At 56.1% G+C, this 21,742-nt stretch carries 17 protein-coding genes and 2 pseudogenes; 15 read left to right on the top strand and 4 right to left on the bottom strand.

What is annotated here, in order from left to right:
* Positions 1 to 677 precede the first annotated feature (677 nt).
* A complete protein-coding gene (aglJ, locus tag LPA46_RS16975) occupies positions 678 to 1,598 on the bottom strand; it encodes an S-layer glycoprotein N-glycosyltransferase AglJ (RefSeq protein WP_230893538.1) in 921 nt (306 codons plus the stop codon).
* A gap of 89 nt (positions 1,599 to 1,687) precedes the next feature.
* Between aglJ and LPA46_RS16980 the strand changes: the two genes are divergently transcribed.
* From LPA46_RS16980 to LPA46_RS16995, 4 genes are all read left to right on the top strand, one after another.
* Positions 1,688 to 2,830 carry a glycosyltransferase gene (locus tag LPA46_RS16980; RefSeq protein ID WP_230893539.1) on the top strand — a complete coding sequence of 381 codons (1,143 nt, stop codon included), beginning with the start codon at positions 1,688 to 1,690 and terminating at the stop codon, positions 2,828 to 2,830.
* Positions 2,827 to 3,873 (top strand): glycosyltransferase family 4 protein, encoded by a 1,047-nt coding sequence (locus tag LPA46_RS16985; RefSeq protein ID WP_230893540.1) that lies wholly within the window; start codon positions 2,827 to 2,829, stop codon positions 3,871 to 3,873. Before LPA46_RS16980 ends, LPA46_RS16985 begins: the two co-directional genes overlap by 4 nt.
* Entirely contained in the window at positions 3,870 to 4,961 is a 1,092-nt protein-coding gene (locus LPA46_RS16990) for a glycosyltransferase (protein WP_230893541.1), read from the top strand. Before LPA46_RS16985 ends, LPA46_RS16990 begins: the two co-directional genes overlap by 4 nt.
* Positions 4,962 to 5,024: 63 nt before the next feature.
* Entirely contained in the window at positions 5,025 to 5,978 is a 954-nt protein-coding gene (locus tag LPA46_RS16995) for a hypothetical protein (RefSeq protein ID WP_230893542.1), read from the top strand.
* Positions 5,979 to 5,988: 10 nt separating this feature from the next.
* Here the strand turns inward: LPA46_RS16995 and LPA46_RS17000 are convergent, their stop codons facing one another.
* Positions 5,989 to 7,104, bottom strand: a complete 1,116-nt coding sequence (locus LPA46_RS17000; protein WP_230893543.1) for a glycosyltransferase — start codon at positions 7,102 to 7,104, stop codon at positions 5,989 to 5,991.
* Between the two features lie 151 nt (positions 7,105 to 7,255).
* Here LPA46_RS17000 and LPA46_RS17005 point away from each other — a divergent pair, with 151 nt between their 5' ends.
* The 11 genes and pseudogenes from LPA46_RS17005 to LPA46_RS17055 form a co-directional block, all read left to right on the top strand.
* Positions 7,256 to 8,164, top strand: a complete 909-nt coding sequence (locus tag LPA46_RS17005; RefSeq protein ID WP_230893544.1) for an alkaline phosphatase family protein — start codon at positions 7,256 to 7,258, stop codon at positions 8,162 to 8,164.
* A gap of 92 nt (positions 8,165 to 8,256) precedes the next feature.
* On the top strand, positions 8,257 to 8,892 hold the full coding sequence (locus LPA46_RS17010; protein ID WP_230892540.1) for an IS6 family transposase: 636 nt from the start codon (positions 8,257 to 8,259) through the stop codon (positions 8,890 to 8,892).
* Between the two features lie 74 nt (positions 8,893 to 8,966).
* Positions 8,967 to 9,944 (top strand): annotated as a pseudogene (locus LPA46_RS17015) (sugar phosphate nucleotidyltransferase).
* Positions 9,945 to 9,972: 28 nt separating this feature from the next.
* Complete coding sequence (locus LPA46_RS17020; RefSeq protein WP_230893545.1) at positions 9,973 to 10,938, top strand: NAD-dependent epimerase/dehydratase family protein; 966 nt, start codon at positions 9,973 to 9,975, stop codon at positions 10,936 to 10,938.
* Between the two features lie 39 nt (positions 10,939 to 10,977).
* The gene (locus LPA46_RS17025) at positions 10,978 to 12,102 is read left to right on the top strand and encodes an NAD-dependent epimerase/dehydratase family protein (RefSeq protein WP_230893546.1); all 1,125 of its coding nucleotides are present in this window, start codon (positions 10,978 to 10,980) and stop codon (positions 12,100 to 12,102) included.
* A gap of 44 nt (positions 12,103 to 12,146) precedes the next feature.
* Entirely contained in the window at positions 12,147 to 13,202 is a 1,056-nt protein-coding gene (locus tag LPA46_RS17030; protein ID WP_230893547.1) for an NAD-dependent epimerase/dehydratase family protein, read from the top strand.
* Between the two features lie 44 nt (positions 13,203 to 13,246).
* Positions 13,247 to 14,440 carry a glycosyltransferase family 4 protein gene (locus tag LPA46_RS17035; protein ID WP_230893548.1) on the top strand — a complete coding sequence of 398 codons (1,194 nt, stop codon included), beginning with the start codon at positions 13,247 to 13,249 and terminating at the stop codon, positions 14,438 to 14,440.
* Positions 14,441 to 14,485: 45 nt separating this feature from the next.
* Positions 14,486 to 15,400: an alkaline phosphatase family protein gene (locus LPA46_RS17040; RefSeq protein WP_230893549.1), complete on the top strand. Its 915-nt coding sequence runs from the start codon at positions 14,486 to 14,488 to the stop codon at positions 15,398 to 15,400.
* 2 nt (positions 15,401 to 15,402) lie between these two features.
* Complete coding sequence (locus LPA46_RS17045) at positions 15,403 to 16,302, top strand: alkaline phosphatase family protein (protein ID WP_230893550.1); 900 nt, start codon at positions 15,403 to 15,405, stop codon at positions 16,300 to 16,302.
* Entirely contained in the window at positions 16,299 to 17,738 is a 1,440-nt protein-coding gene (locus LPA46_RS17050; protein ID WP_230893551.1) for a lipopolysaccharide biosynthesis protein, read from the top strand. The genes LPA46_RS17045 and LPA46_RS17050 overlap by 4 nt, the downstream gene beginning before the upstream one ends.
* 50 nt (positions 17,739 to 17,788) lie before the next feature.
* Positions 17,789 to 18,313 (top strand): annotated as a pseudogene (locus LPA46_RS17055) (STT3 domain-containing protein); the annotation flags it as partial.
* Between the two features lie 271 nt (positions 18,314 to 18,584).
* On the opposite strand, the gene LPA46_RS17060 reads toward LPA46_RS17055, so the two are convergent.
* Together LPA46_RS17060 and LPA46_RS17065 are read right to left on the bottom strand one after the other, a co-directional pair.
* Positions 18,585 to 19,265 (bottom strand): TetR/AcrR family transcriptional regulator, encoded by a 681-nt coding sequence (locus LPA46_RS17060; protein ID WP_230893552.1) that lies wholly within the window; start codon positions 19,263 to 19,265, stop codon positions 18,585 to 18,587.
* Positions 19,266 to 19,268: 3 nt separating this feature from the next.
* Positions 19,269 to 21,740 carry an efflux RND transporter permease subunit gene (locus LPA46_RS17065; RefSeq protein WP_230893553.1) on the bottom strand — a complete coding sequence of 824 codons (2,472 nt, stop codon included), beginning with the start codon at positions 21,738 to 21,740 and terminating at the stop codon, positions 19,269 to 19,271.
* Between the last annotated feature and the right edge of the window lie 2 nt (positions 21,741 to 21,742).

Raw genomic sequence — 21,742 nt, forward strand, 5'->3', positions numbered from 1 at the left:
GTGTGAACCGGCGAAAAAACTACTCGCCGGCGTTGAGTAGTAACTATAGGCGCTCTCAGTCCGCAACAACCCAATTTAAAGCGTCTGTACATGGTCGCAGCCAGATGAGGGAGAAGTAGTCCCCGATTGGCGGGAGTCCGACTGTCGCACGTCAGTCTGGTATCTCTCGATGGTAGTCAGCAGGTGTCAATATTCAGGACATCTGAGGTTGTCGCGGATTCGTTCTACAGACCCGTGCCATCACGTGGTTTCTAGCACTCGGATTCCAGCATCGTCTTCGCCCGTGAGTCGGTGTGTTGCCGCGGTAGTCGGCCGCAGTCGGGTGATTCGGGGATCCATGTTAGTTCGAGATTGAGTCGGCGGTTCCATCCATTGAAAATATTTCTGATACTATCGTCGCCACCACTCGCTACAGCATAGCTACACACTTGCTTCATCTATCGAATTGGTAGGATTGAAGCATATCTCCTGATTCCTAATATATTCTCAATCGATGGTTCCTATTCAACGGCTCCCGCGGCTTACGACTCGAATTTGCCTCTGACTATTGAACCCACTCCATCGTGTTGACGTCGAGTATCACGCCGGTTGCTACGAACGTCGACAAAGCGTGTTTTTGCGGACGATTAATTCTCTGTAGTTCGCAGTAGCTGCGAAGCACACGAAGCGACCGGTTGCTATTGCTCGTTCCGGAGCCGGTCGATGCGCTGGCGCTGCTCGCGGTGCAGCGAGACCATGATGTCCGAAACCACGCCGAACATTATCAACTGGACGCCCAGCAGCAGGAGGACGCCTGCGACGACTGTGAGCGCTTCGTGGGAGATGTTCTTCGCGAACCAGTCGTAACCGACGTAGGCGGCGAGCGCGACGCCGGCGGTGCCGAAGACGGCGCCGACGCTCCCGAAGTAGAAGAGCGGATTTGACGTCTTCGCGAGGCTGTACAGCGTGAAAATGATTCTGCCGCCGTCCGAAATCGGGTGGAGGTTTGTCTCCGAGCCTTCGGGTCGCGCGCGGTACGTCGTCGGGACGACTTCGACGGGGATGTTGTGGCGCGCGCACTCGACGGCCATCTCCGTCTCGATGCCGAAGCCCTCCGCGGAGAGGAACATCTCCTCGAACGATTCGCGGGTGAACGCGCGGTAGCCCGAGAGGATGTCGCTGTAGTCCTCGCCGTGGATGCGGTGGAACGCGCGGTTGATGAGACGATTGCCGATTTGGTTGAGTTTCGTCATCGCGCCCGGCTGCATGTCCGCCGTGCGGTCGCCGACGACGTGCTCGGCATCTCCAGAGACGAGCGGGTCGAGGAGTCGCGGGGCCTGCTCGGGTGGATTGGTGGCGTCGCCGTCAAGCAGGAGAACGTAGGACTCGTCGATGTACTTGACGCCCTCGCGGACCGCCTGTCCTTTTCCGGAGCCAGACTGTTCGATGACTTCCACGTCGTGCTCGCGGGCGATTTCGCGCGTGTCGTCCTCGGAGTGGCCGTCGACGACGAGAACGTGGCCGATGCCGACGTCGTAGAGGCCATCCACGACGTCGCCGATGGTCTTTGCCTCGTTCCGCGTCGGAACGAGCGCACACACGTCCTCGTAGTCGGTCATTACCGGAAGTGGATGGCCGGAGCGCAAAAACGTATTCCTTTCGAATATTGGCGGAGGGGTTTTACCCCGACGTATTCTACTCCGCCAGTATGAACGCACTCGCGGTGGCCGCGCTCGCCCTCCTCGCAGTGACGGCCGCACCCTACGTCGGCTATCTCACGCTCTACGCGTGGATTCAGCCGTCGGGGTCGCCGGCAGACAAACAGGAGTGGGATCCCTCGGTCAGTATCGTCCTCCCGACGTACAACGAGGAGAAAATCGTCGAGACGAAACTAGATGACGTCCTCGAACTCGACTACCCGATGGAGAAGGTAGAGTTGGTGGTCGTCGATTCCTCGACGGACGACACGCGGGCGATTATTCGTGAGTACTTTGCTGACGTGTACGCGCCGAAGCTCGTATTGCTCGAGGAGGACGAGCGTCGTGGCCTCGCGCCCGCACTCAACGACGCCTATGCGGCGGCGTCGAACGAGATGGTCGTGAAGACGGACTGCGACTCGAAGCTCCCGCCGGACGTCCTCTGTGAGGCCGCCGCGAACCTCGCGGACGACGATATTGCGGCCGTGACTGGACGGAACGTGGAAGTCCTGGGTGGCAGCGAAGTGGAGTCCGGATATCGCGGCGTGCAGTCGCACATCCAGCAGTTGGAGTCGCATCTCGACTCGACGCTCATTTTCCACGGACCGTTCTCCGCGTTCGAGAACGACGCGCTGTTGCCGATTGACCCGAACTCACTGGCCGACGACACGGAGCTGGCGTTGAAAATCCGCCGGCAAGGCGGGCGCGTCATATTTGACCCCGCCGTGCAGTACATGGAAGCCAGTTTCTCGGACTTCGTGAAGCGCCGCAAGCAGAAGGACCGCCGCGGGATGGGGCTGATTCGGTTGTTAGTTCAGCACCGGGACGCGTTGGGGAAATACGGGAAGTACGGGAAGGTCGTGTTGCCGTTCAACTGGTGGTTCATGATTCTCTCACCGTGGCTGCTAGCTGCGACACTCTTGGTCGGGACTGGTGCGGCGCTCTCGCTGTTCGGAGCAGGTGGGTTGGTGCTGCCCGCCGCGGTTGCGGCGTTCGCGTACCTCGGACAGAAAGACGTGCTTGGTCCGGTGCAAGCACTGTACTCGATTTTCGACACGCAGGTGTCGCTGCTGCGGGCGAGCGTCGAACTGCTGCGCGGTAAGGGCGACGGCACGTGGGAAGTCGACGCGGAACTGCGCGAGGCGTTCGAATGAGGATACTGTTTGTCACGCATCGCTACCCGCCCCACACCGGCGGCGTCGAAACGCACGTCCAGGAGATTGCGACACGGCTCGCTGACCGCGGGCACGACGTGACCGTGTTCAGCGCGGATGCCGGCTCAGGCGTTCCATCGGAACACACGGACGACGGCGTTCGAGTACGGCGCTTCCGGTCCGTTAGTCCAGGTGGCGCGTTCTACGTCGCACCGCAGATGACGCTCGCAGTTCGGCGGGCCAACGTGGACGTCGTCCACGCACACAACTATCACGCGTTTCCGCTATTCTTCGCAGCGCTCGGCGTTACTGACGAGCGGTTCGTCGTGACGACACACTACCACGGCGAGAGCGCGAGCGGGTTCCGTGACGTGCTGTTGTCGATTTATCAGCCGTTCGGGCGGTGGGCGGTTCGGCAGGCTAACGAGGTAATTGCCGTGAGCGAGTGGGAGCAAGAGCGCCTAAAAGAGGATTTCAGGGTCGATGCCACGGTAATTCCGAATGGTGTCGACGTCGAGCGGTTCGCGGACGCCAAGCCCGAGGAGAGGGAGTGTCCGTACCTGCTGTGTGTTGGACGGCTGGAGGAGTACAAGGGTGTCCAGCACGTGATTCGTGCGCTACCGGACCTGCCCGACTACGATTTGGTAGTCGCCGGAAGTGGACCGTATCGGGAAGAATTGGAGCGAGTTGCTCGTAACGAGGGAGTTGCTAGCCGTGTCAATCTCTTGGGGTACGTTGACCACGATCGGCTGCCAAGATTGTATTCCGGGGCTGACGTGTACATTACGCTATCCGAATTCGAGTCTTACGGGATGACGGTCGCGGAAGCATTAGCAGCGGAGACGCCGTGCGTGGTTCGTGGGACTGGGGCACTTACCGACTGGACAGAGGAGAATAGCGTCGTGAGTCTGACTGATATCGATCCAGTGATTATCGCGAACGCTATCACAACCGTGGAGAAACGACAAGTGCACGCGGAACTTTCAAGGTGGAACGACGTTGTCCACGACACGACGACGATATACCGGGAACAGGAGTTATGAAAAGAGACATCAAGGTCGCGATGGTTACCCCCTGGAATCGGAAAGGAGGTATCGCGAACTACTCGGCTCGGCTCGTGGAGGAGCTACGAGCGAATGGTACGACGGTCGAACCGGTTCCAATTCTGAATCCGGAAACGACCAACCCTTTCGCCTTCGCTGACATCATCGAGCGAATCCCTGATGACGCCGACGTAGTTCACGTCCAGTTCGAAGCGGGATTGTTTGGACAACTGGGAATGTCCGGCATCGGAGCTCCCTGGTTTCTCTGCCAACTCCGGTCTGACCCTCGTCAGGTGGTGACCACGCTCCACGAAGTTCACGCGGCCCACTCACATCGCGGAGTTGTTGGAGATTATCTTCTCCGCGGTCGAGACACGGTGATTGAATCGTGTGCACTTCGAGCGTCGGAAGAGATTGTGGTCCACACCCGCAACGCTGAGCGAATTCTTCGAAACAGACACGGACCAGAAATAGATGTAAAACGGCATTTACTCCCCGCAGAACGTGGCAAAAACCCGACGCCGGCAGAGGAGGCGAAGGAGCGACTCGGGCTGTCCGGTCCCGTACTCCTCACACTCGGGTGGATAGAACCGAAAAAGCGTTTCGAGGATGTCATCCGGGCACTCCCCGACATACCAGACGTCACGTATTTCGTCGTTGGGGATCCGCATCCGGGTGACGAAGATGCATTCGAGAACGCCCTCAAGCTGGCTGAACGACTCGGCGTCCGGGACCGAGTCGTTCGTCACGAGTACGTCACTGACGAAGACTTCGACGACGTGTATGGTGCGGCAAACGCCGTTGTCCTTCCGTACCGGCGCGTCAGTGTCAGTATCGCCGTGAACGAGGCGCTCTCGTACGGGGTGCCTATCGTCACATCTTCGCTCCCGTATTTCGAGGAATTGCGCGACCGATATGGATGCATTCTCACCTACGAGACGCAGTCGGAGCTCCGTTCAGCACTGGAGGATAGTCTCTTCGATGCGCAACGTCAATCAGAACTTCATCGAAGGGCCGACAAGTACGTACGTGAAGTGAATTGGAACTCGTTCGCTCTTTGGACGCAGGACCTGTATTTAAACGTGTAGCCGGACATATCAAACTGTCTGGAAAGAACCTTTAATGCGTGTCTCTATTCTTCCTCTGTAGTAATGGACTTATTCCGGAAATACCGGCATGCCGTTACCGAGATATGCCAGCACTATGACGAGCCGATTTGGTGGCAGGAACGACTCATAGATCACGTTGTTCACCCGTTTCATGCTAACATACACCCGACGTACGACGACGCAATCGAAGTCGTCAACGAGGACTGGGATAATCTAATCATTCTTGATGCATGCCGACTCGACTTGTTCGAGGAGCGCGTTGATTATAGCAATTTTGATACATTTGAGCCGGTGACGAGTTATGGGAGCTCCACGCCGGAATGGACACATCAGAATTTCCATGGTCGTGAGTACGGCGACATAGTTTATATTTCGAGTAATCCCTGGACATCCAGAATCGCGGGAGACTCCTTCCACGAGGTTATAGAGGTCTGGCGAGACTCATTCGATGAAGAGCTCGGAACAGTTCCCGCAGACCCAGTCGTTGACGCCGCGGAATCTGCCATTAAGGAATATCCGAATAAGCGGATTATAATTCACTTCATGCAACCTCACGTACCGTTCGTCTCTCCCGAGTTTGAGTTGAGTGACTGGTCGCCAGAACGAATCGTCAACGAGGAAGTCGTGGATACGAAGTCACGACAGACGGTCTGGGAAGCCCTTAGACGTGGTGAGATTGATTACGAAACTGCCTGGGAAGGATATGGGGACAACCTTGATTACGTTATGGAGCGGGTAGATGACTTCGCACCATCTCTTCCCGGTCGAACTGTAGTCAGTTCAGACCACGGGAACATGCTGGGCGAGCGTACGTGGCCACTCCCCATCAGGATTTTCGGCCACCCCGACGGTGTCCGTTCCCCGGAACTCGTGGAGGTCCCGTGGGGAGTTTATGAAGGAGACCGCCGCACTATCGTTGACGATGGTGTGACTCCGGTCAAAACCGGGAGTTCGGAGGAACTTGAGAACCGGTTAGCAGCACTTGGATATCGTTAACCTCGATTTCTCACGACTGTTCAGCAAGGTTTCGGTAGATCTCGTTGAGGCGGGACGCAAACGACCGAGGATTCACTTCTTCCACGTACTCTGTTGCATTCTGCCGGAGCCGCTCCAGTTCATCTTCGTTCCGGAAGACATGATTCAATAACTCGACAAGCTCATTCGGCGCCGAGAACGTCGACACACAGCCCCACTCCTCTTCGAACGTTCGGAATACTTCACTATCCGATGCGACTATCGGGAGTTTGTATGAAAGAGCTAATGCGAGAGCCGCCGACGGACGATTGTCCTGATATGGGAATACCATCACGTCCGTTGCGCTCATGATTGTAGCGTGTTCTGACCGGGGTGCGTATCCGGTGAACACGACCCGGTCTTCGACACCGAGTTCTCTGGTCTGTTCTCGGAGTTCCTCTAAATACTGCTCCTGTTCCTCGATTCGCGTACCACCGGCAACTAGGAAGACGGTATCTTCCGGCAGGTGCGGTAGAGCGTCAATTACGTGATGATACCCCTTCGATTCTCTCACCCAACCAAACGCTGTGATGACTCGTTTCCCGTCAACCCCGTACTCTTTCTTGGACTGATCGGGGTCCTCGAAGGCCGGATTCGGTTCGGCCACAAAGGGAAACCGCTCGACGTTTTTGGTCGGTGCCCCTTTCTCTTCTAGGAGTCGCTCGTGTTCCCTGATGAACGGAATGAAGTAATCCGTGTTTGCGATGATGGACCAGTCGATGGGTGATTTCAGCAGCAGAACGATGGTTTCTAATACTGACATCGGGTCAGTGGAGGAGAAGTCAAGTTTTCGATCCTTCAGGTTGAAGAATGTGGCCACCATCGGGACGGAGACGCCAAGTGCGAAGAATGGATACATAATTCCGAGGAAGAGACCTCCGAGGGAGCCGAACGTCCCATACTCGAACTGTACGTGAACGACATCCGAGCCATCGGATGCACGTTGTCCGAGGCGATACCAGTACAGCGGGTTCGAAGAACGGGTGTGTCTTACTGGTACTTCCTTGACCTCCATGTGGTGTTCCAGTTCCGAAATGAGGTCTTGTGTTGGGTGAGCAGTTCCACCCTCGGCACCGCTTTCGTCTCGAAACACGATACTGCCTTGCATTACGTCCACGTCGTCACTGCGCGACTTAGAAGGTGTCGGGATTGGTTTCGGGCCGGGTACGCGACTCGATTCCTGATTGCTCTCTACTCTCGCTCGTAGCGGCTCGTGAGGAACGACAGTAATATAGCTCTGCCTGATTACACGCCAACTAATGACAATTGTCGTTCTCGCTCTGGACGCTCTGGACGCCGGCCTCGTCGACTACTTCGACCTAGACGCTCTGAAGCTTGAGTCCCACGGCGGAATGGATACGTTCGCAAACGCACAGAAGGGACCGTACACGCCAGAGGTCTGGGCGACGGTTGCGACGGGGCTATCCCCCGACGAACACGGTGTGACCGGGGAAGGCGTGAGCGAGTGGGACAACTCACTCGTTGACTTCGCGTCGAAGTTCACCGGTCATCTACCGACCGAACTCCGGATGAAACTCGGTTCGATAGCCAGTAAAGCTACCGGTGCCGAGTACTCGGTCGCGGAGACCAGCGCGTCGTCAATCTTCGACGGTGAGGGCCGCGTCGTTCACAACTGGCCTGGTGTGGCTAACGGTGAGGAGCTTGCGTCCGTCTGGGAAGTCATGTTCGAAAAACCAGAGCAGAGTGAAGCGGAATTCGAACGAGAAGTCTATGGGATCGGCGCGGGTCAACTTGCGTGGGCCGAAGAGATGCTTCGCCACGACGTCTCCCTCGTCGGAGTGCATGTTCATACTCCGGATGCTGTCGGCCACGCGTACGCTGAGGACGAGGAAAAGTTCCGTGAGTGTTACGAGTGGACCGCTGGCTGGGTGGACAGAATTTGTGATGCACTCGGCCCCGATGATGACCTCGTCCTCCTAAGTGACCACGGTATCGTGACCTCGTTCTACAGTGGTGAAGAGGATCGAAACCAATCACCGGGCGCGCACTCGTGGCGAGCATACGCGGCATCAACCTTCGATAGCGTTCCGAGTGACGTGTTTGACGTCAAGGGCTGGCTCGAACCAAAAATCGGAGACCATGCTTCATCAAGCGAGGCTATTGATATGCCAGAAGAACAACTTCGACAACTTGGATATATCGAGTGAGAAATGAAAGAATTGGCTCATCATCCGTATTAAAAGAATGGCAGTGTTCAGATAAGGATGAAGGGTGAGGCGGAGCGAAGTTCTAGTGATCCATGCCAGAAATCGCCCGCCTCAACGGAGGTAGCGACTGCTTCGAGTTAGAATTTGTGCAGCGAGAAGCGACACCGAAGCCTGCGATGAAATTGGGTATCCGACTCCATGCTGCCGGCTTATCACTCTCGGATACCGTCTCAGTCTTAGCTTCCTTCGGTGTCGAACGTGCTCGCTCAACTGTCCATAATTGGGTGCAAAAAGCCGGGCTACAGCCCAATTCTGGGAAGAATCCGAATCACGTTGCGATTGACGAAACCGTGATTCAACTCAACAACCAGCGCTACTGGCTGTACGCCGCAGTTGATCCTGAAACCAACGAATTCCTCCACGTCAGACTCTTTCCAACCAGAACAATCGTCTTGACAAAACAGTTCCTGGCGGAACTCCGCGAGAAACATCGCGTCGAAAATGCCGTGTTTCTGGTTGATGGCGCACCGTGGCTCAAAGCGGCATTATTCGAGCTTGGGCTCCGATTCCGACACGTCACACATGGGAATCGGAATGCCGTCGAACGCGTGTTTAAGGAGCTGAAACGTCGCACTGAGCAGTTCGCCAACCACTTCCGCCACGCAACTGCTGACTCGGCAGAAACATGGTTGCAAACCTTCGCCTTCGCCTGGAATCAACTAATCTGAACAATGCCTTCGTAGGGTCAAAGAAACAAAACAGCAGCGACACACTTTTCACGGAATTACGGCTGGTAGTAGGCATGAGAGCCCTCATATCAGCGGCCGGCCGAGGAACCAGGCTATATCCTCAAACACATACGAAACCGAAGGCGATGGTACGGTTGGCTGGAAAGCCGATACTCGGCCACATCCTTTCGCGGTTCGCCGAGACGCGAAATGACGAAGTTGTCGTCATCGTTGGCGGCCCGATGAAAGATCAGATCGTTGAGTACGCTGAGCAAGCGTCTGGTGACGAGTTTGAATTCTGGTTCGTCGAGCAGGAGAGCGCCGAGGGTCTCGGACACAGCATCTAACAAGCTGAAGCCGTCGTCCGGGGCGAACCGGTGTTCATCGCTTTGGGTGATATGCTCTTCGAGAACGGCTACGAAACGTTCCTGAGAGCCCACGACGAGTTAGGTCAGGCCGACGCGAGCATTGGCGTGAAGATCGTTGAGGAACCGCAACACTATGGTGTCGCCGAAATCACCGAAGGAACTAGAGTCGAGCGTCTCGTAGAAAAACCCGACGACCCACAGTCAAACTACGCAACCATCGGTGTCTACATCGTCGAGAATACCGACCTATTGCTAGATTCACTGTCCTATCTCGTAGAGAACGATATCCACGGTGCTGGTGATGAGTACCAGCTCACGGATGCACTCCAACGGATGATCGAGCAGGATGCGCACCTTGATGTGTTCGAGGTCGAAGATTGGTACGACTGCGGTCGACCCGAAACACTTCTCGAAGCGAATCGCGTACTTCTGTCGAAAGAAGATACGGACGGAACAGGCGCGCTGGACAACGCTATTGCCATCCCACCAGTCGATCTCGGGGAGGGCGTTGTCGTGGACGAGAGTGTCGTTGGACCATATGTGAGTGCTGGCGACGATGCGACTATCTCGGACAGCATCGTCCAGAACGGTATCATCGGACAGAACGCGTCGTTAAACGGCGTGAATCTCGCCAAGAGTATTGTCGGTGATAATGCGTCCGTTCATGGCGAAGTAACCAACTGAACGTCAGCGATAACAGCACAATCGAACTATGAGCGACGCACAACATGCAGTAATCACTGGTGGCGCGGGGTTCGTCGGCAGCCACCTCGTCGACTCGCTTCTCGACGACGGCTTTCGCGTGACCTCCCTGGACAACTTCGGGAGTGGTTGTCCGCAGAACCTCGCACACGTCGACTCCGAGCGGTTCGACTCCGTCGAGCACGATGTCCGCGAACCGTTTCCCGAGCTGGGGGACGTCGACTACGTCTTCCACTTCGCCTCGCGGGCAAGTCCGAAAGACTTCGCGTCTCACGCGGTCGAAATCGCGTTGACGAACAGCGAGGGCGCTCACAACGCTCTCGCCTACGCCCGCGACCACGACGCTCGCGCGATTCCCGCCTCAACGAGCGAAATATACGGTGACCCGGAAGTCCACCCACAAACCGAGGAGTACAACGGCAACGTGAATGTTCGGGGCCCACGAGCACCCTATGACGAGAGCACGCGGTTCTCGGAGGCGCTGGCGGTCGCGTTCCGCCAACAGTACGACGTGGACATCCGTACGATCCGCATCTTCAACACATACGGCCCGCGAATGCGTCCCGACGACGGTCGCGTCATCCCGAACTTCCTCTCACAGGCCCTGCAGGGCGACGACCTCACGGTGTACGGTGACGGTACGCAGACGCGGAGCTTCTGCTACATCGACGACCTCGTCGCCGGCATTCGAGCGTTCGCCGACGCCGACCTGGAAGTCGCCGCCGGCGAAGTAATCAACATCGGGAACACCGAGGAAATCGAGATTCGGGAACTGGCAGAGGTGGTCATCGACGCCCTCGACGCGGACAGCGACGTCGTCTACGAGGACCTCCCCGAGGACGATCCGCAGGTTCGCCGGCCGGACATCACTTGTGTCAAGAAACTGCTGGACTGGGAGCCATCCGTCTCCCTGAAGGACGGCATCGAGCGAACTCTCCCTCACTTCCGAGACGACCTCGGGTCGGACGACTACTAAACCGAGTATATTTAACCCCAACCCGCAGAATGCTGGCACATGACCAGTGTACTAGTGACTGGCGGTGCGGGGTTCGTCGGCAGCCACATCGTCGACGAGTACGTCGACGCGGCCTATGACGTGACCGTCGTCGACAACCTTACTGACCAGGTACACGAGGACGAACCGGACTACCTCAACGACGACGCTGAGTATGTCTGGGGCGACGTCCGGGACCGCGAGTTGATGACCGACCTCTTAGAGGACGCGGACGTGCTCAACCATCAGGCGGGGGCCGTCGGCGTCGGTCAGTCGATGTACGAAATCGAGAAGTACGTCGACGTGAACACGCTCGGCACGGCTCGCATCCTCGACATCATCGTCGACGAGGACGTCGACCTCGAGAAGATGGTCGTCGCGTCCTCGATGTCCATCTACGGCGAGGGCGAGTACTACTGCCCGAATTGTGAGACTGTTCGTCACTCCTCCCTCCGCGACGACGAACAGATGGCGAGTGGAGAGTGGGAGCACTCGTGTTCGGAGTGTGGACACTCGCTCGAACCGAAGCCCACACCGGAGTCGAAGCCCCGGGACAGCACGAGTATCTACGCGATAACGAAGAAAGACCAGGAGGAGATGATGCTCTCTATCGGGCGCGCCTACGACATCCCAACTGTCGCACTTCGATACTTCAACATCTTTGGCAGTCGGCAAGCCCTAGACAACCCCTACACCGGCGTCTGTGCCATCTTCTCTAGCCGCATCAAGAACGACAATCCACCGCTGGTCTTCGAGGACGGTGAGCAGACCCGGGACTTCATCCACGTCAGTGACATTGCACGAGCGAACCGGCTCGCCGTTGAGTCCGACGCGGAGAACGTCGCCGTCAACGTCGGCAGCGGGACGCCGACGACAATCAACGAGGTCGCCGAGATGCTCATCGACCTCTATGGAAAGTCTAGTGAACTCGAACCGGAGATCGCGAACGATTACCGTCAGGGTGACATCCGCCACTGCTACGCGGACCCCGCAAAAGCCGCCGAAGAACTCGGTTTCGAGGCCGAAGTCGGGTTTGAGGAAGGGATGCAGGAACTTGTCCAGTGGGGTCGCGAGCAGGAGGCGGAGGACCGCTTCGAAGAAGCTCACGAGGAACTCGAAGGGAAGGGACTAGTCGGCGAGGACTGACCCGAAGAGAAACACATTTACACGACGGTTCGCACTGACCGTGCATGAGTAGTCCAAAGCGGGTCCTCGTTACTGGCGGTGCAGGATTCGTCGGCAGTCACGCCGTAGAGTACTACGCTGAACAAGGTGCCGACGTCACGGCTCTCGACAACCTCAGCCGCGTCGACACGCTCGAAACCGCCGACGAGAGCCGGAACACGGCCGCATACAACTGGGAGTACATCGCCGACAACTACCCGGACGTTGACCTCGTGGAGGGCGACATCCGGAACGAGGGGCTGATGGAAGACATCGTTGAGGGCCACGACGCGGTCGTCCACACCGCGGGACAAGTTGCAGTCACGGCCTCCATTCAGGACCCACGAACTGACTTCGAGGTGAACGCGCTCGGGACGTTCAACGTGCTCGAAGCCGCTCGGAAAGCCGACAGCGACCCCGCGGTCGTGATGGCGTCGACGAATAAGGTGTACGGTGACAACGTCAACGAGATACCGGTCCGCGAGGAGGAGACACGGTACTGGTACGACGACCCCGAGTACGGGGACGGAATTCCGGAATCCCTGTCTATTGACGACTGCGAGCACACACCGTATGGCGTGTCGAAGCTCTCTGCAGACCTCTACGTGCAGGACTACGCCGACCGCAACGAGGTGGACGCGGCGGCGTTCCGTATGAGCTGTATCTACGGAACTCGCCAGTTCGGCAACGAAGATCAGGGCTGGGTCGCGCACTTCGCCATCAGTACGCTCCGCGACGAGCCACTGACCATATTCGGGGACGGCAAACAGGTTCGAGATGTTCTCTACGTGAAGGACTTGATTCGTGCGTACGACGCGTTCCTCTCCGATCCGGAAGGGAAGCCAGCCGTGTACAACGTCGGTGGTGGCCCCGACAACACTACCAGCTTGCTCGAATTTCTGGACTTGCTGGAAGAGAAAACCGGCAAACAGACGGATATCTCCTTTGACGAGTGGCGTGAGGGCGATCAGAAGGTATACGTGACGGACATCGCTCGCGCCCGGAACGAACTTGATTGGGAACCAACTGTCGACTTTGAGGAAGGTATCAGGCGCTTCGTCCGATGGTGGAACTCGCGTTGATAATATCAAACCCACCAAATCCCACTATATTAAATATTTAATTTATGACTATACAGGTTCTTACTGCCCCGAGTGAGTTTGTTCTCTCAACATCACAATACGCACGTACTTATCGACTTATTCGAGAATTAGGTTCTAAGAACATTAATATAAGCGTATATGCGAATAAAGTTTCTGATGACCTTTCAGATCTCCCAGGAAACATCACACTTCATGAATTTAACCGGGATAATCGGCTAACTTATTCGATCTCTATGTATCGTGATGTCTATAGATATATCAGATCTGGGGAGATAGATTTATACCAACACGCGAACATCGGGTTCCGTGGTTCTAATCCTGCAATTATACTACCACCAGACCCAGACACCCCTTTCCTTGTTGGCCCTGCTGAAGGTGGACATGCTGTTCCACAAGCAGAATTCAAACGGACACTTAATAGACAGGTGGGGGTGGATCTACCGTCCCCGATTGATGAAGCGATTGCACGGGGTGTAGAACCTATTTTCCGTAGAGTGATAAATCCGATTCGCGAGAAGGGTTTTTCAGTAACCCTAGAACGCGCGGATAAAATAATTGCTGTTCACTCAGATGCTAAGGAGACACTAGGGGAATATACAGATAGTGAAAAAATAGAAGTTATACCATACGGCGTCGATATGACGAAGTTCCCATTTAATGATCGTGTTGGGAGCGAGTTATTTTTGACGATTGGAAATCTTATCAGACGAAAAGGCCACCGATATCTACTTGATGCTATGAAATATGTAACCGAGGAATTCCCAAAGGCTAAACTGCATATTGTGGGTAGTGGGCCTCTAAGAGACGAACTCGAATCTCGGGCAACGGATAACGGGATTGAGGAGTCTGTGACGTTTCACGGATTCGTTGACGACGACAAACTCGTTGAACTGCTCCACCAAGCGCGAGCATTTGTCCACCCATCGTTATCTGAGGGCTTTTCTCACGTTCGTCTGGAAGCGATGTCTTCCGGTTGTCCTGTCATCGGGACAAACGTTTCCGGCGCACACGACCTCACACGCGATGGTACAGACGGCCGTATCGTCCCGACCGGAGATTCCCAAGCACTGGCCGCCGCGATGCTTGAACTACTTGAGAACGACGACCTCGTTGAAGAGATGGGGAGAAACGCCCGCGAAAAGGTCGAACGCGACCATGACTACGCGGATATCGCCCAGCAGTATCTCGAGATTTACCGAGAGATGGCAAAATCGTAGTACCAAACCGTTCGTACTAAGCAACGTGAGCGTAGTGCTACTATCATGACTATCGTCGTCCTAGCAATCGACGCAATTGACCACACGTTGGTCAATCATTTCGATTTGGACGCTCTACGCCTTGAGACAGTCGGAGAAATTGAGACGTTTAATTATTCACAAGATGTCCCGTATACCCCCGAAGTTTGGACAACAGTCGCTACAGGGTTACCGATAGAAGAACACGACGTGAAGAATGCTGGAACGAGCGAGTGGAGTCATCCACTCCTCGAATTCGTTTCAAAATTTACCGGCCACCTTAGCGAAAGTACACGATATCGTCTCGGACAGCTCGTTACATCCCACAGCGACGAAGATTGGGGGTTTGGAACGACGAGTATGGAGACGATGTTTTCCGAAACTGGTCGGTATCTGCACAATTGGCCAGGGATTGATAACTCAGACGTCGATGAGGTTAATGACCTGTACAATCAGATCCTGGACGATGAACTCGTAAGCACTGAATTCGACGCAGCTATTTACTCTATCGCGGCTCAGGAGTTCGAGTGGGCTGAAGAGATGCTTCGGTGCAGAGACCAAGTCGGTTTCAATCCATCTCTTCTCGGGTTCCACACACACATTCTTGATGCTGCCGGTCACGTGTATGCCGAAGACGAGGAAAAATTGGGTGAATTCTACAACTGGGTTGCGGAGCGTGTCGACGCTCTTCGGTCACTAGTGAGTGACAGCGATGAGATTCTACTTCTCGGTGATCACGGAATGGAAGCCGAGTTCCTTGGTGATGAGACACCAGGACAACATTCCTGGCGACCGCACGTCGCGTCTACTGACAGTACTGTTCCTCGGGATGTGGTTGACGTTCGAGGCTGGGTTGAGTCACGCCTCAAAGAAGGTGACCAACGAGGAGACTCGATGGATCTCCCCGAAGATCAACTCCGCGACCTCGGTTATATTTCGTAATAATGACGTTGGTTATCCTTGGTTTGGATGCACTTGACGCCGCTCTCGTTGAGGAGTTCGATATACAACCGCTCCAATTAGAAAGCCACGGAAAGATGGAAACTGTCGCTCACATGCGAGAACAGCCGTATACTCCAGAAGCGTGGGCGACAATTGCAACTGGTATTTCCCCCCGAAACCATGGCGTTAGCGGAGATACCAGTTCTTGGGATAATCCGATAATTGACTATCTCTCGAACTTCTCCGGACGCCTATCTATGTCTATGCGTTCCGATTTAGGTAGCCTAATCGAACGAGTAACCGGCGCGGAGTACAAAATTGCAGAAGTTGAGGCCCCGCATATGTTTGACGACGACAACCGGATTGTACACAACTGGCCCGGGATTCACAACGGGGAGCAGGTCAAACGGGCTTGGGACATCATGTGGCGAGAAGGACAGACGAACGCCGAATTTGAGCGCGATATACACGGGCTCGCAGCCGAGCAGTTCGGCTGGGCCCGCGAAATGCTCAAACACGAAGTTGCCGTCGCAGGTGTTCACATACATCTGCTAGATGCAGCAGGGCATGCCTATTGTGACGAACCGGACCGACTTCAAACTGTATATGAACGGGCCGGAGAATTCGTCGCCGAAATACGCGCCGACCTCGGCGACGAAGATGACTTGCTTGTGCTGAGTGACCACGGGATGGTCGTCAATTGGTACGATGACGAAGACGATCGCGGGATGAGTCCGGGCAGTCACTCATGGCGTGCGTTCGCAAATTCAACTCTGGACTCCGTCCCTGAAACAGCCTTCGACGTGCCTGATTGGGTTGACCGAAACGCCGGTGAGGTACATGAAAGTTCAGCACAACTCGATATTGACAAGGAGCAACTCCGAGACCTCGGTTATATATGAGCGCGGGGGAGGCGGACTTCGGCCTCGAAATATCGAAAGGGGTTGTCGCGAAGTTCGCCATGGCTGCGATCGGATTCGTAGGGTCCGTCGTCTTCGCTCGTGTTCTCGGGCCGAGCGGCTACGGTGCATTCTACGTAATCCATACGCTCGTCAACGTACTCGACAACCCTGTAACTGGGTGGGGTGACGCGTGTAAGAAACGAATCTCGGAAACAGGATTTCCTACCTCCGAATCTCTTGGATCCGGGCTTATCGGTGCAGCCGTAATTCCACTCATCATCATACCTCTCGTGTACCTGTTTCAGCGGTTTACGGGAATTTACGACCTCTCGGGATTGTTCATTCCTTTCAGTGTACTCTTTGTCGCGATATGTTTTTTCGCAGTCACTAACCGAATTCTCTCGGCTCGTTCTAATTTCTCTGCAGCGGAATGGGCTGACACTCTCAGATCGCTATTCACCACGACGCTACAGTTGGTTTTCGTCCTTCTGGGAATGGGAGTAACCGGAATGGTGTATGGGCTGGCCGTCGCGACAGTACTGACCGTCCCCTACATCTTCTACAAGATTGGTGTGGCACCTGCCCGACCGTCGCGGACTTCCCTCGCCAGTATCGCGTCGTACGCAAAGTTTAGCATTCCGAACGGTTTCATCGGGACGACCAAATCCCGCGTTGACATCCTTCTACTCGGCGCACTCGTCTCGTCGGCGGCGGTTGGCGACTATCAGATTTCGATGCAACTCACGATGGTAGGCACGTTTATCGGCGGTGCGGCGTCAGCAGGGCTGATGGCCCGCGTAAGTGATCACTGGAGTCAGGACAATTCTGCGGCAGTAATCAACGACCTCACGAACTCACTTGGATACGCGAGCGTGCTCGCAATTCCGATTTTCTTCGGTGCTACAGCGATGCCGAACGACCTTCTCGTAACTGTCTTCGGCTCACAGTACTCCGGTGTTGGGTCAGTTCTCATCGGGCTTGCCCTCTTTCGAGTCGTGAATATGCAGTCGACCCAGCTCAAGTCGACAATCTCCGGCCTCGACCGGCCGGACGTCAACACTCGCATTGGAGTGCTCGTTCTCGTTTTGAACGTCGGCCTCGGCTATGTACTGCTGATCGAATACGGAATCCTCGGCGTCGTCGTGGCAACGATAATTTCTGAGGTCGTACAGTACGCGGCGCTCGCATATGCTATCAACCAATATCTCCCAGACGTCCCGCTGTTCTCGCGCCCGCTACGCCACCAGCTGCTCGCTGGCGTAGTGATGTTCGTCGTCGTTGACCGACTCCATGCCATTATCGGTGTTTCGTGGTGGGGCGAACTGGTGTTCCTCATCGGCCTCGGTGGGGCCGTCTACTTCGTAGTTCTCACGGCAGTCAGTGAGTCGTTCCGTGCTACTGCCCGAGGCATCCTTTCCGATGCGTTGACCGGGTAGTCTCCGATACTTCACAAGGCTTATTCGCTCGCTGTCAGTCCCTACCACCAATGAGCGAGAAGAACGAGGAGTCGAGGGCGCCCTCCATATCGGCCGATTCAGCCCTCGATGTTCTCGAAAATTGGTATCATGTACCCGTTCTGGGCGCGGTGCTTGCGTTCATGTTCTGGGTGCGCGTACAGGCGTGGGAGAACTTCACGCAGAACGGAGAGGTGTACTTCTCCGGCAACGACGCATACTATCACTTCCGGCAGGTGATGTACACCGTCCAGAACTGGCCGTCGACCATGCCGTACGACGTCTGGACGGGGTTCCCGACTGGAGTCGGCGTTGGCCAGTTCGGGACGTTGTTCGATCAGATCGTTGCGACAGCAGCCCTCGTTGTTGGACTTGGCAGTCCTTCCCAGGAGACGATTTCGATGACGCTGCTGTTCGCTCCCGCTGTCTTCGGCACGCTGCTAGCCATCCCGCCATACTTCAAGGGGAAGCGTCTGGGTGGTCGCCTTGGCGGCGTGTTCGCCGCAGTCATTCTCGGACTCCTCCCGGGCTACTCCCTTTCGCGGAGTCTCGTGGGCGCTCGACCACTATCGGGCGGCGACGCTGACGTTCCTCGTTGCGCTGATGGCGGGCGCGCTCCGTACGCCGGCCATCCAGATTAGTGCGGGAAACCCTGAGTGGACCGTAGCAAGCGCAGGTAGCGTCCTCGTCGCACCCCTCATCGGTACGGCCGTACTCGTACTGTACTCGACGATCTCGACTACTGAGTGACACCGACGATTTGTGACGTTCAGCTAACTCATCGGTGCGGTACTGTGGGGATGCTCATAATCGACCGCGAGGAGGGTGTCACAACTCAGTGCCATTGAGAGACTCGTCATCGGATAATAGATGTTGGTCTATGCAGTCATGGACTGTGTTGTAGACCTCTGGCAGGTCCGTTGTTTCCGACGATGTTCGTCGAACGATTCCGCCTAATACGAGCGTCAGGAAGGTTTGTGCGACTGGTTCGGGTTCGACGTTACGGAAGACCCCCTGTTCAATGCCGGAGCGGATAATCGTCTCGATGTGGGTTTCGAGGGTTTGATCGAGCTCGGTTATTTTCTCGCGGTAGACCTCATCATGAACCCCTTGCGCTCGCAGTTCGATGAACGTCTCATGGGACTGTTCGGGGTTCGTGTGTGGAGGTGTGACGTTATCGATGATTTGCCTGGATTCGCGTTGTTCGGGGAAGTGGCCTCGAACGCCCTGCATGAGCAGGGTCTCCAAGGCTGTCACGGGGTCATCAAACTCGAGGAGTGAGAATTCATCTGTTAATTGTGCGATGATGCGTTCCAGAAATTCGTACAGGAGTGCGTCTTTATCGCTGTAGTGATGGTATAATGAGGATTTGCTAATGTCAGCTCGATCAGCGATTCGTGACATCGACAGCCCGGTGTAACCATACTCATCGAGCGTTTCGAACGTTGCTCGCATGATCGCGGATTTCGTATCCGTGGAGTCAGAGTCAAACGGGTTGGAATCAGACATTGGTTATTCTGGTTGGTCTGCTGGCTGCGTAATTACGACACGTTCCCAGAGCACGGCTGCCGAGGGCGTAATCAGTATCGATGCGATGAACGAGAGGAACACGGAGAGCGCAATCACCAAGCCGAACTGGCCGAGGATGGGGGTGATTGCGAGCGCCAACACACCAGTGCCTGAGGAGGTCGTGAGCATACTCCCGGCGAGTGCTCCACCAGTTCCACGAACTGTCTTGTCGAGTGCGTCGTGGATATCTCGTGATGGGTCGTATTCGTCGGCAAACCGGTGCACGATGTGCGCGGAGTAGTCAATCCCCAGCCCGATGGCAATCGAGAGAATCGTTGCGGTAAGGACGTTTAGCGGGATGCCGAAGTACCGCATCGTCCCGGCAAGGACGGCGATCGTCCAGACAAGCGGGATGAGATTCACAATTCCGAGTGAGGGGCGGCGTTCGAGCACCCAGTAGATGAGCACGAGGAAGATTGCAGTCGCGATGAGCGCGAGGATGAGGCTCTGGATAGCGGAGTTGAAAATAACGTCGGTGATTGCCGCGAAGACGACTGTCTGACCGGTTGCAATTGCGTGCATTCGATACCGGGATGCCATCTCACGGCCAGCTGCGGCGACCTCATCCTGTGTCGCGTCGCTTTCCGCGGAGTACACAACACGTGTCGACCGGTAGTTTTCAGAGAGGTAGTTCAGCGTTTGCCCTCGTGACGATGAGGAGAGCAAGTAGTCATACACCACTTTGAGGTTGTTATCCGGGATGCCGTCCCCATTCCGATCGTTGCGGGCGACAAGTTGCGCGAATTCTGGGTCTTGAGATGTCCGGCTTTCGATGACGGAAACGATACTCTCAGGATGCGCTCGCCGGTCCTCGGAAATGAGGGCTTCTGGCGGCTCCTTGTTTACCCGATGGATCTGTTGGAGGGCGTCATCTTGCCGTAACGGGGCTTCAATATAGATCGTGACGCTACTGCTTTGCGCGGATTCAAAGTTCTCCTCAAGGAAGTTGAGCGTCTCCGTTACAGTGTAGTCGCCCGGTGCGAACGGTTCCGGGAGTGCTTCGATGTAGTCTGGGCTCTCCTCGGGCGGCAGGAAGTCCTCATTCGAGAAGGACGTATCGACGCCGGTCCCGTACGCGCCAGCGACAGCCCCGGAGACCAGCATGAGTGCGAGAAATGCTTTTGGACCGCGTTTTGCACACCAGTTGCCGACCGTCAACGACCGTGCGAGCAATGAGTTCCCACTGCCGATGGCTGTACTGCCGAATTCGGGAATGCCAAGCCGAATGCGGGCTTCGTCCAGCAGGACTTTCATCGATGGCAGGAACACGCCGAAGATCAGGAACGTGAACACGATCCCGATACCTGCAACTAGCCCAAGGTCTCGAATTGGGCCGAGATCGCTAATCATGTTCGCGCTAAACCCGATTACGGTTGTGCCGGTGACGATGAAGAATGCGACCAGGAGTTGGTCGGTTGTGGGCCGCATTGCTGCATGGATGCCAGCGCCCGTGGCACGCTCTTCACGATATCTATTGACGGTGTGAATCCCGAAGTCAATCCCAACCGCGAGGAGTAACACCGGCACCGCGATGAGCATCTGGCTGAACGGGATGCCCGCAAGTCCCATGAAGCCAAACGTCCAGATGATGGTCATGACGAGCGCGATAATCCCCAAAAGGAGGTCGACGGGATCACGATAGGCGAACACCAGGAAGACGATGATGAGGAGGGCGGCGGCCGGCACGACAATCGCCATTGAGTCACCAATCACGGAGTTAAGTTCGTTCGAGAGAATGCCACTGCCGAACACGGTGAAATCGCCCTGCGTCCGATCAGCAATCTGTTCAACCGTGAGTTGCATCGGCGTCAGCGGGCTCGTCCCACCAGCGCCTGCCGTCGACGACAAGCCAGCCGGCACACGGTGTTGGATAGTACCGATCGTCGCTGACGAGCTCGCTTCGTTCTTGTTGAAGTCCGTACTCAGGAGGGCGGTGAAGCCTGGTGTTTGGGCGGCTTGCTTGACCGCGGCATCTATCTGAGCGGGCGTGGCGTCCCGAATCGCTCGCTGTTGGGCCGTTACTGTCGTCGCCGTCGGGTCAAGCGTTTGTGCGACAATCGTCGCGGCACTTGACGTCCCGCTCACGCGGAGTGATTCCCGTTCTTGAACGCGCTCTTGTAACGTGAGCGACCGCAGGAGAGCTGGCTTCGAGAGGACGTTATCTCCACGCTGAATGATCTGCGTGCTCCCCACGTCTGCAGCGAAGGGACTCCCGCCGAACTCGGCGTTGACGTCCTCGTAGGCTTCCTGGGCGGGGTTCCCCTCGACGAACTGGCTGGTGCCGGCGTCACTGCTGATACCACCGAGGCCCCCGGCAAACACCAGTGTCAAGACGAGGAACGCGACGACGACGGCTTTCGGCCGATCGACGATCCAATCGTCGGCCGTCTCAAGCAGCGAATCTACAGTTACCATGA

Source organism: Halobacterium sp. KA-6 (assembly GCF_021029015.1).
GTDB lineage: Archaea > Halobacteriota > Halobacteria > Halobacteriales > Halobacteriaceae > Halobacterium.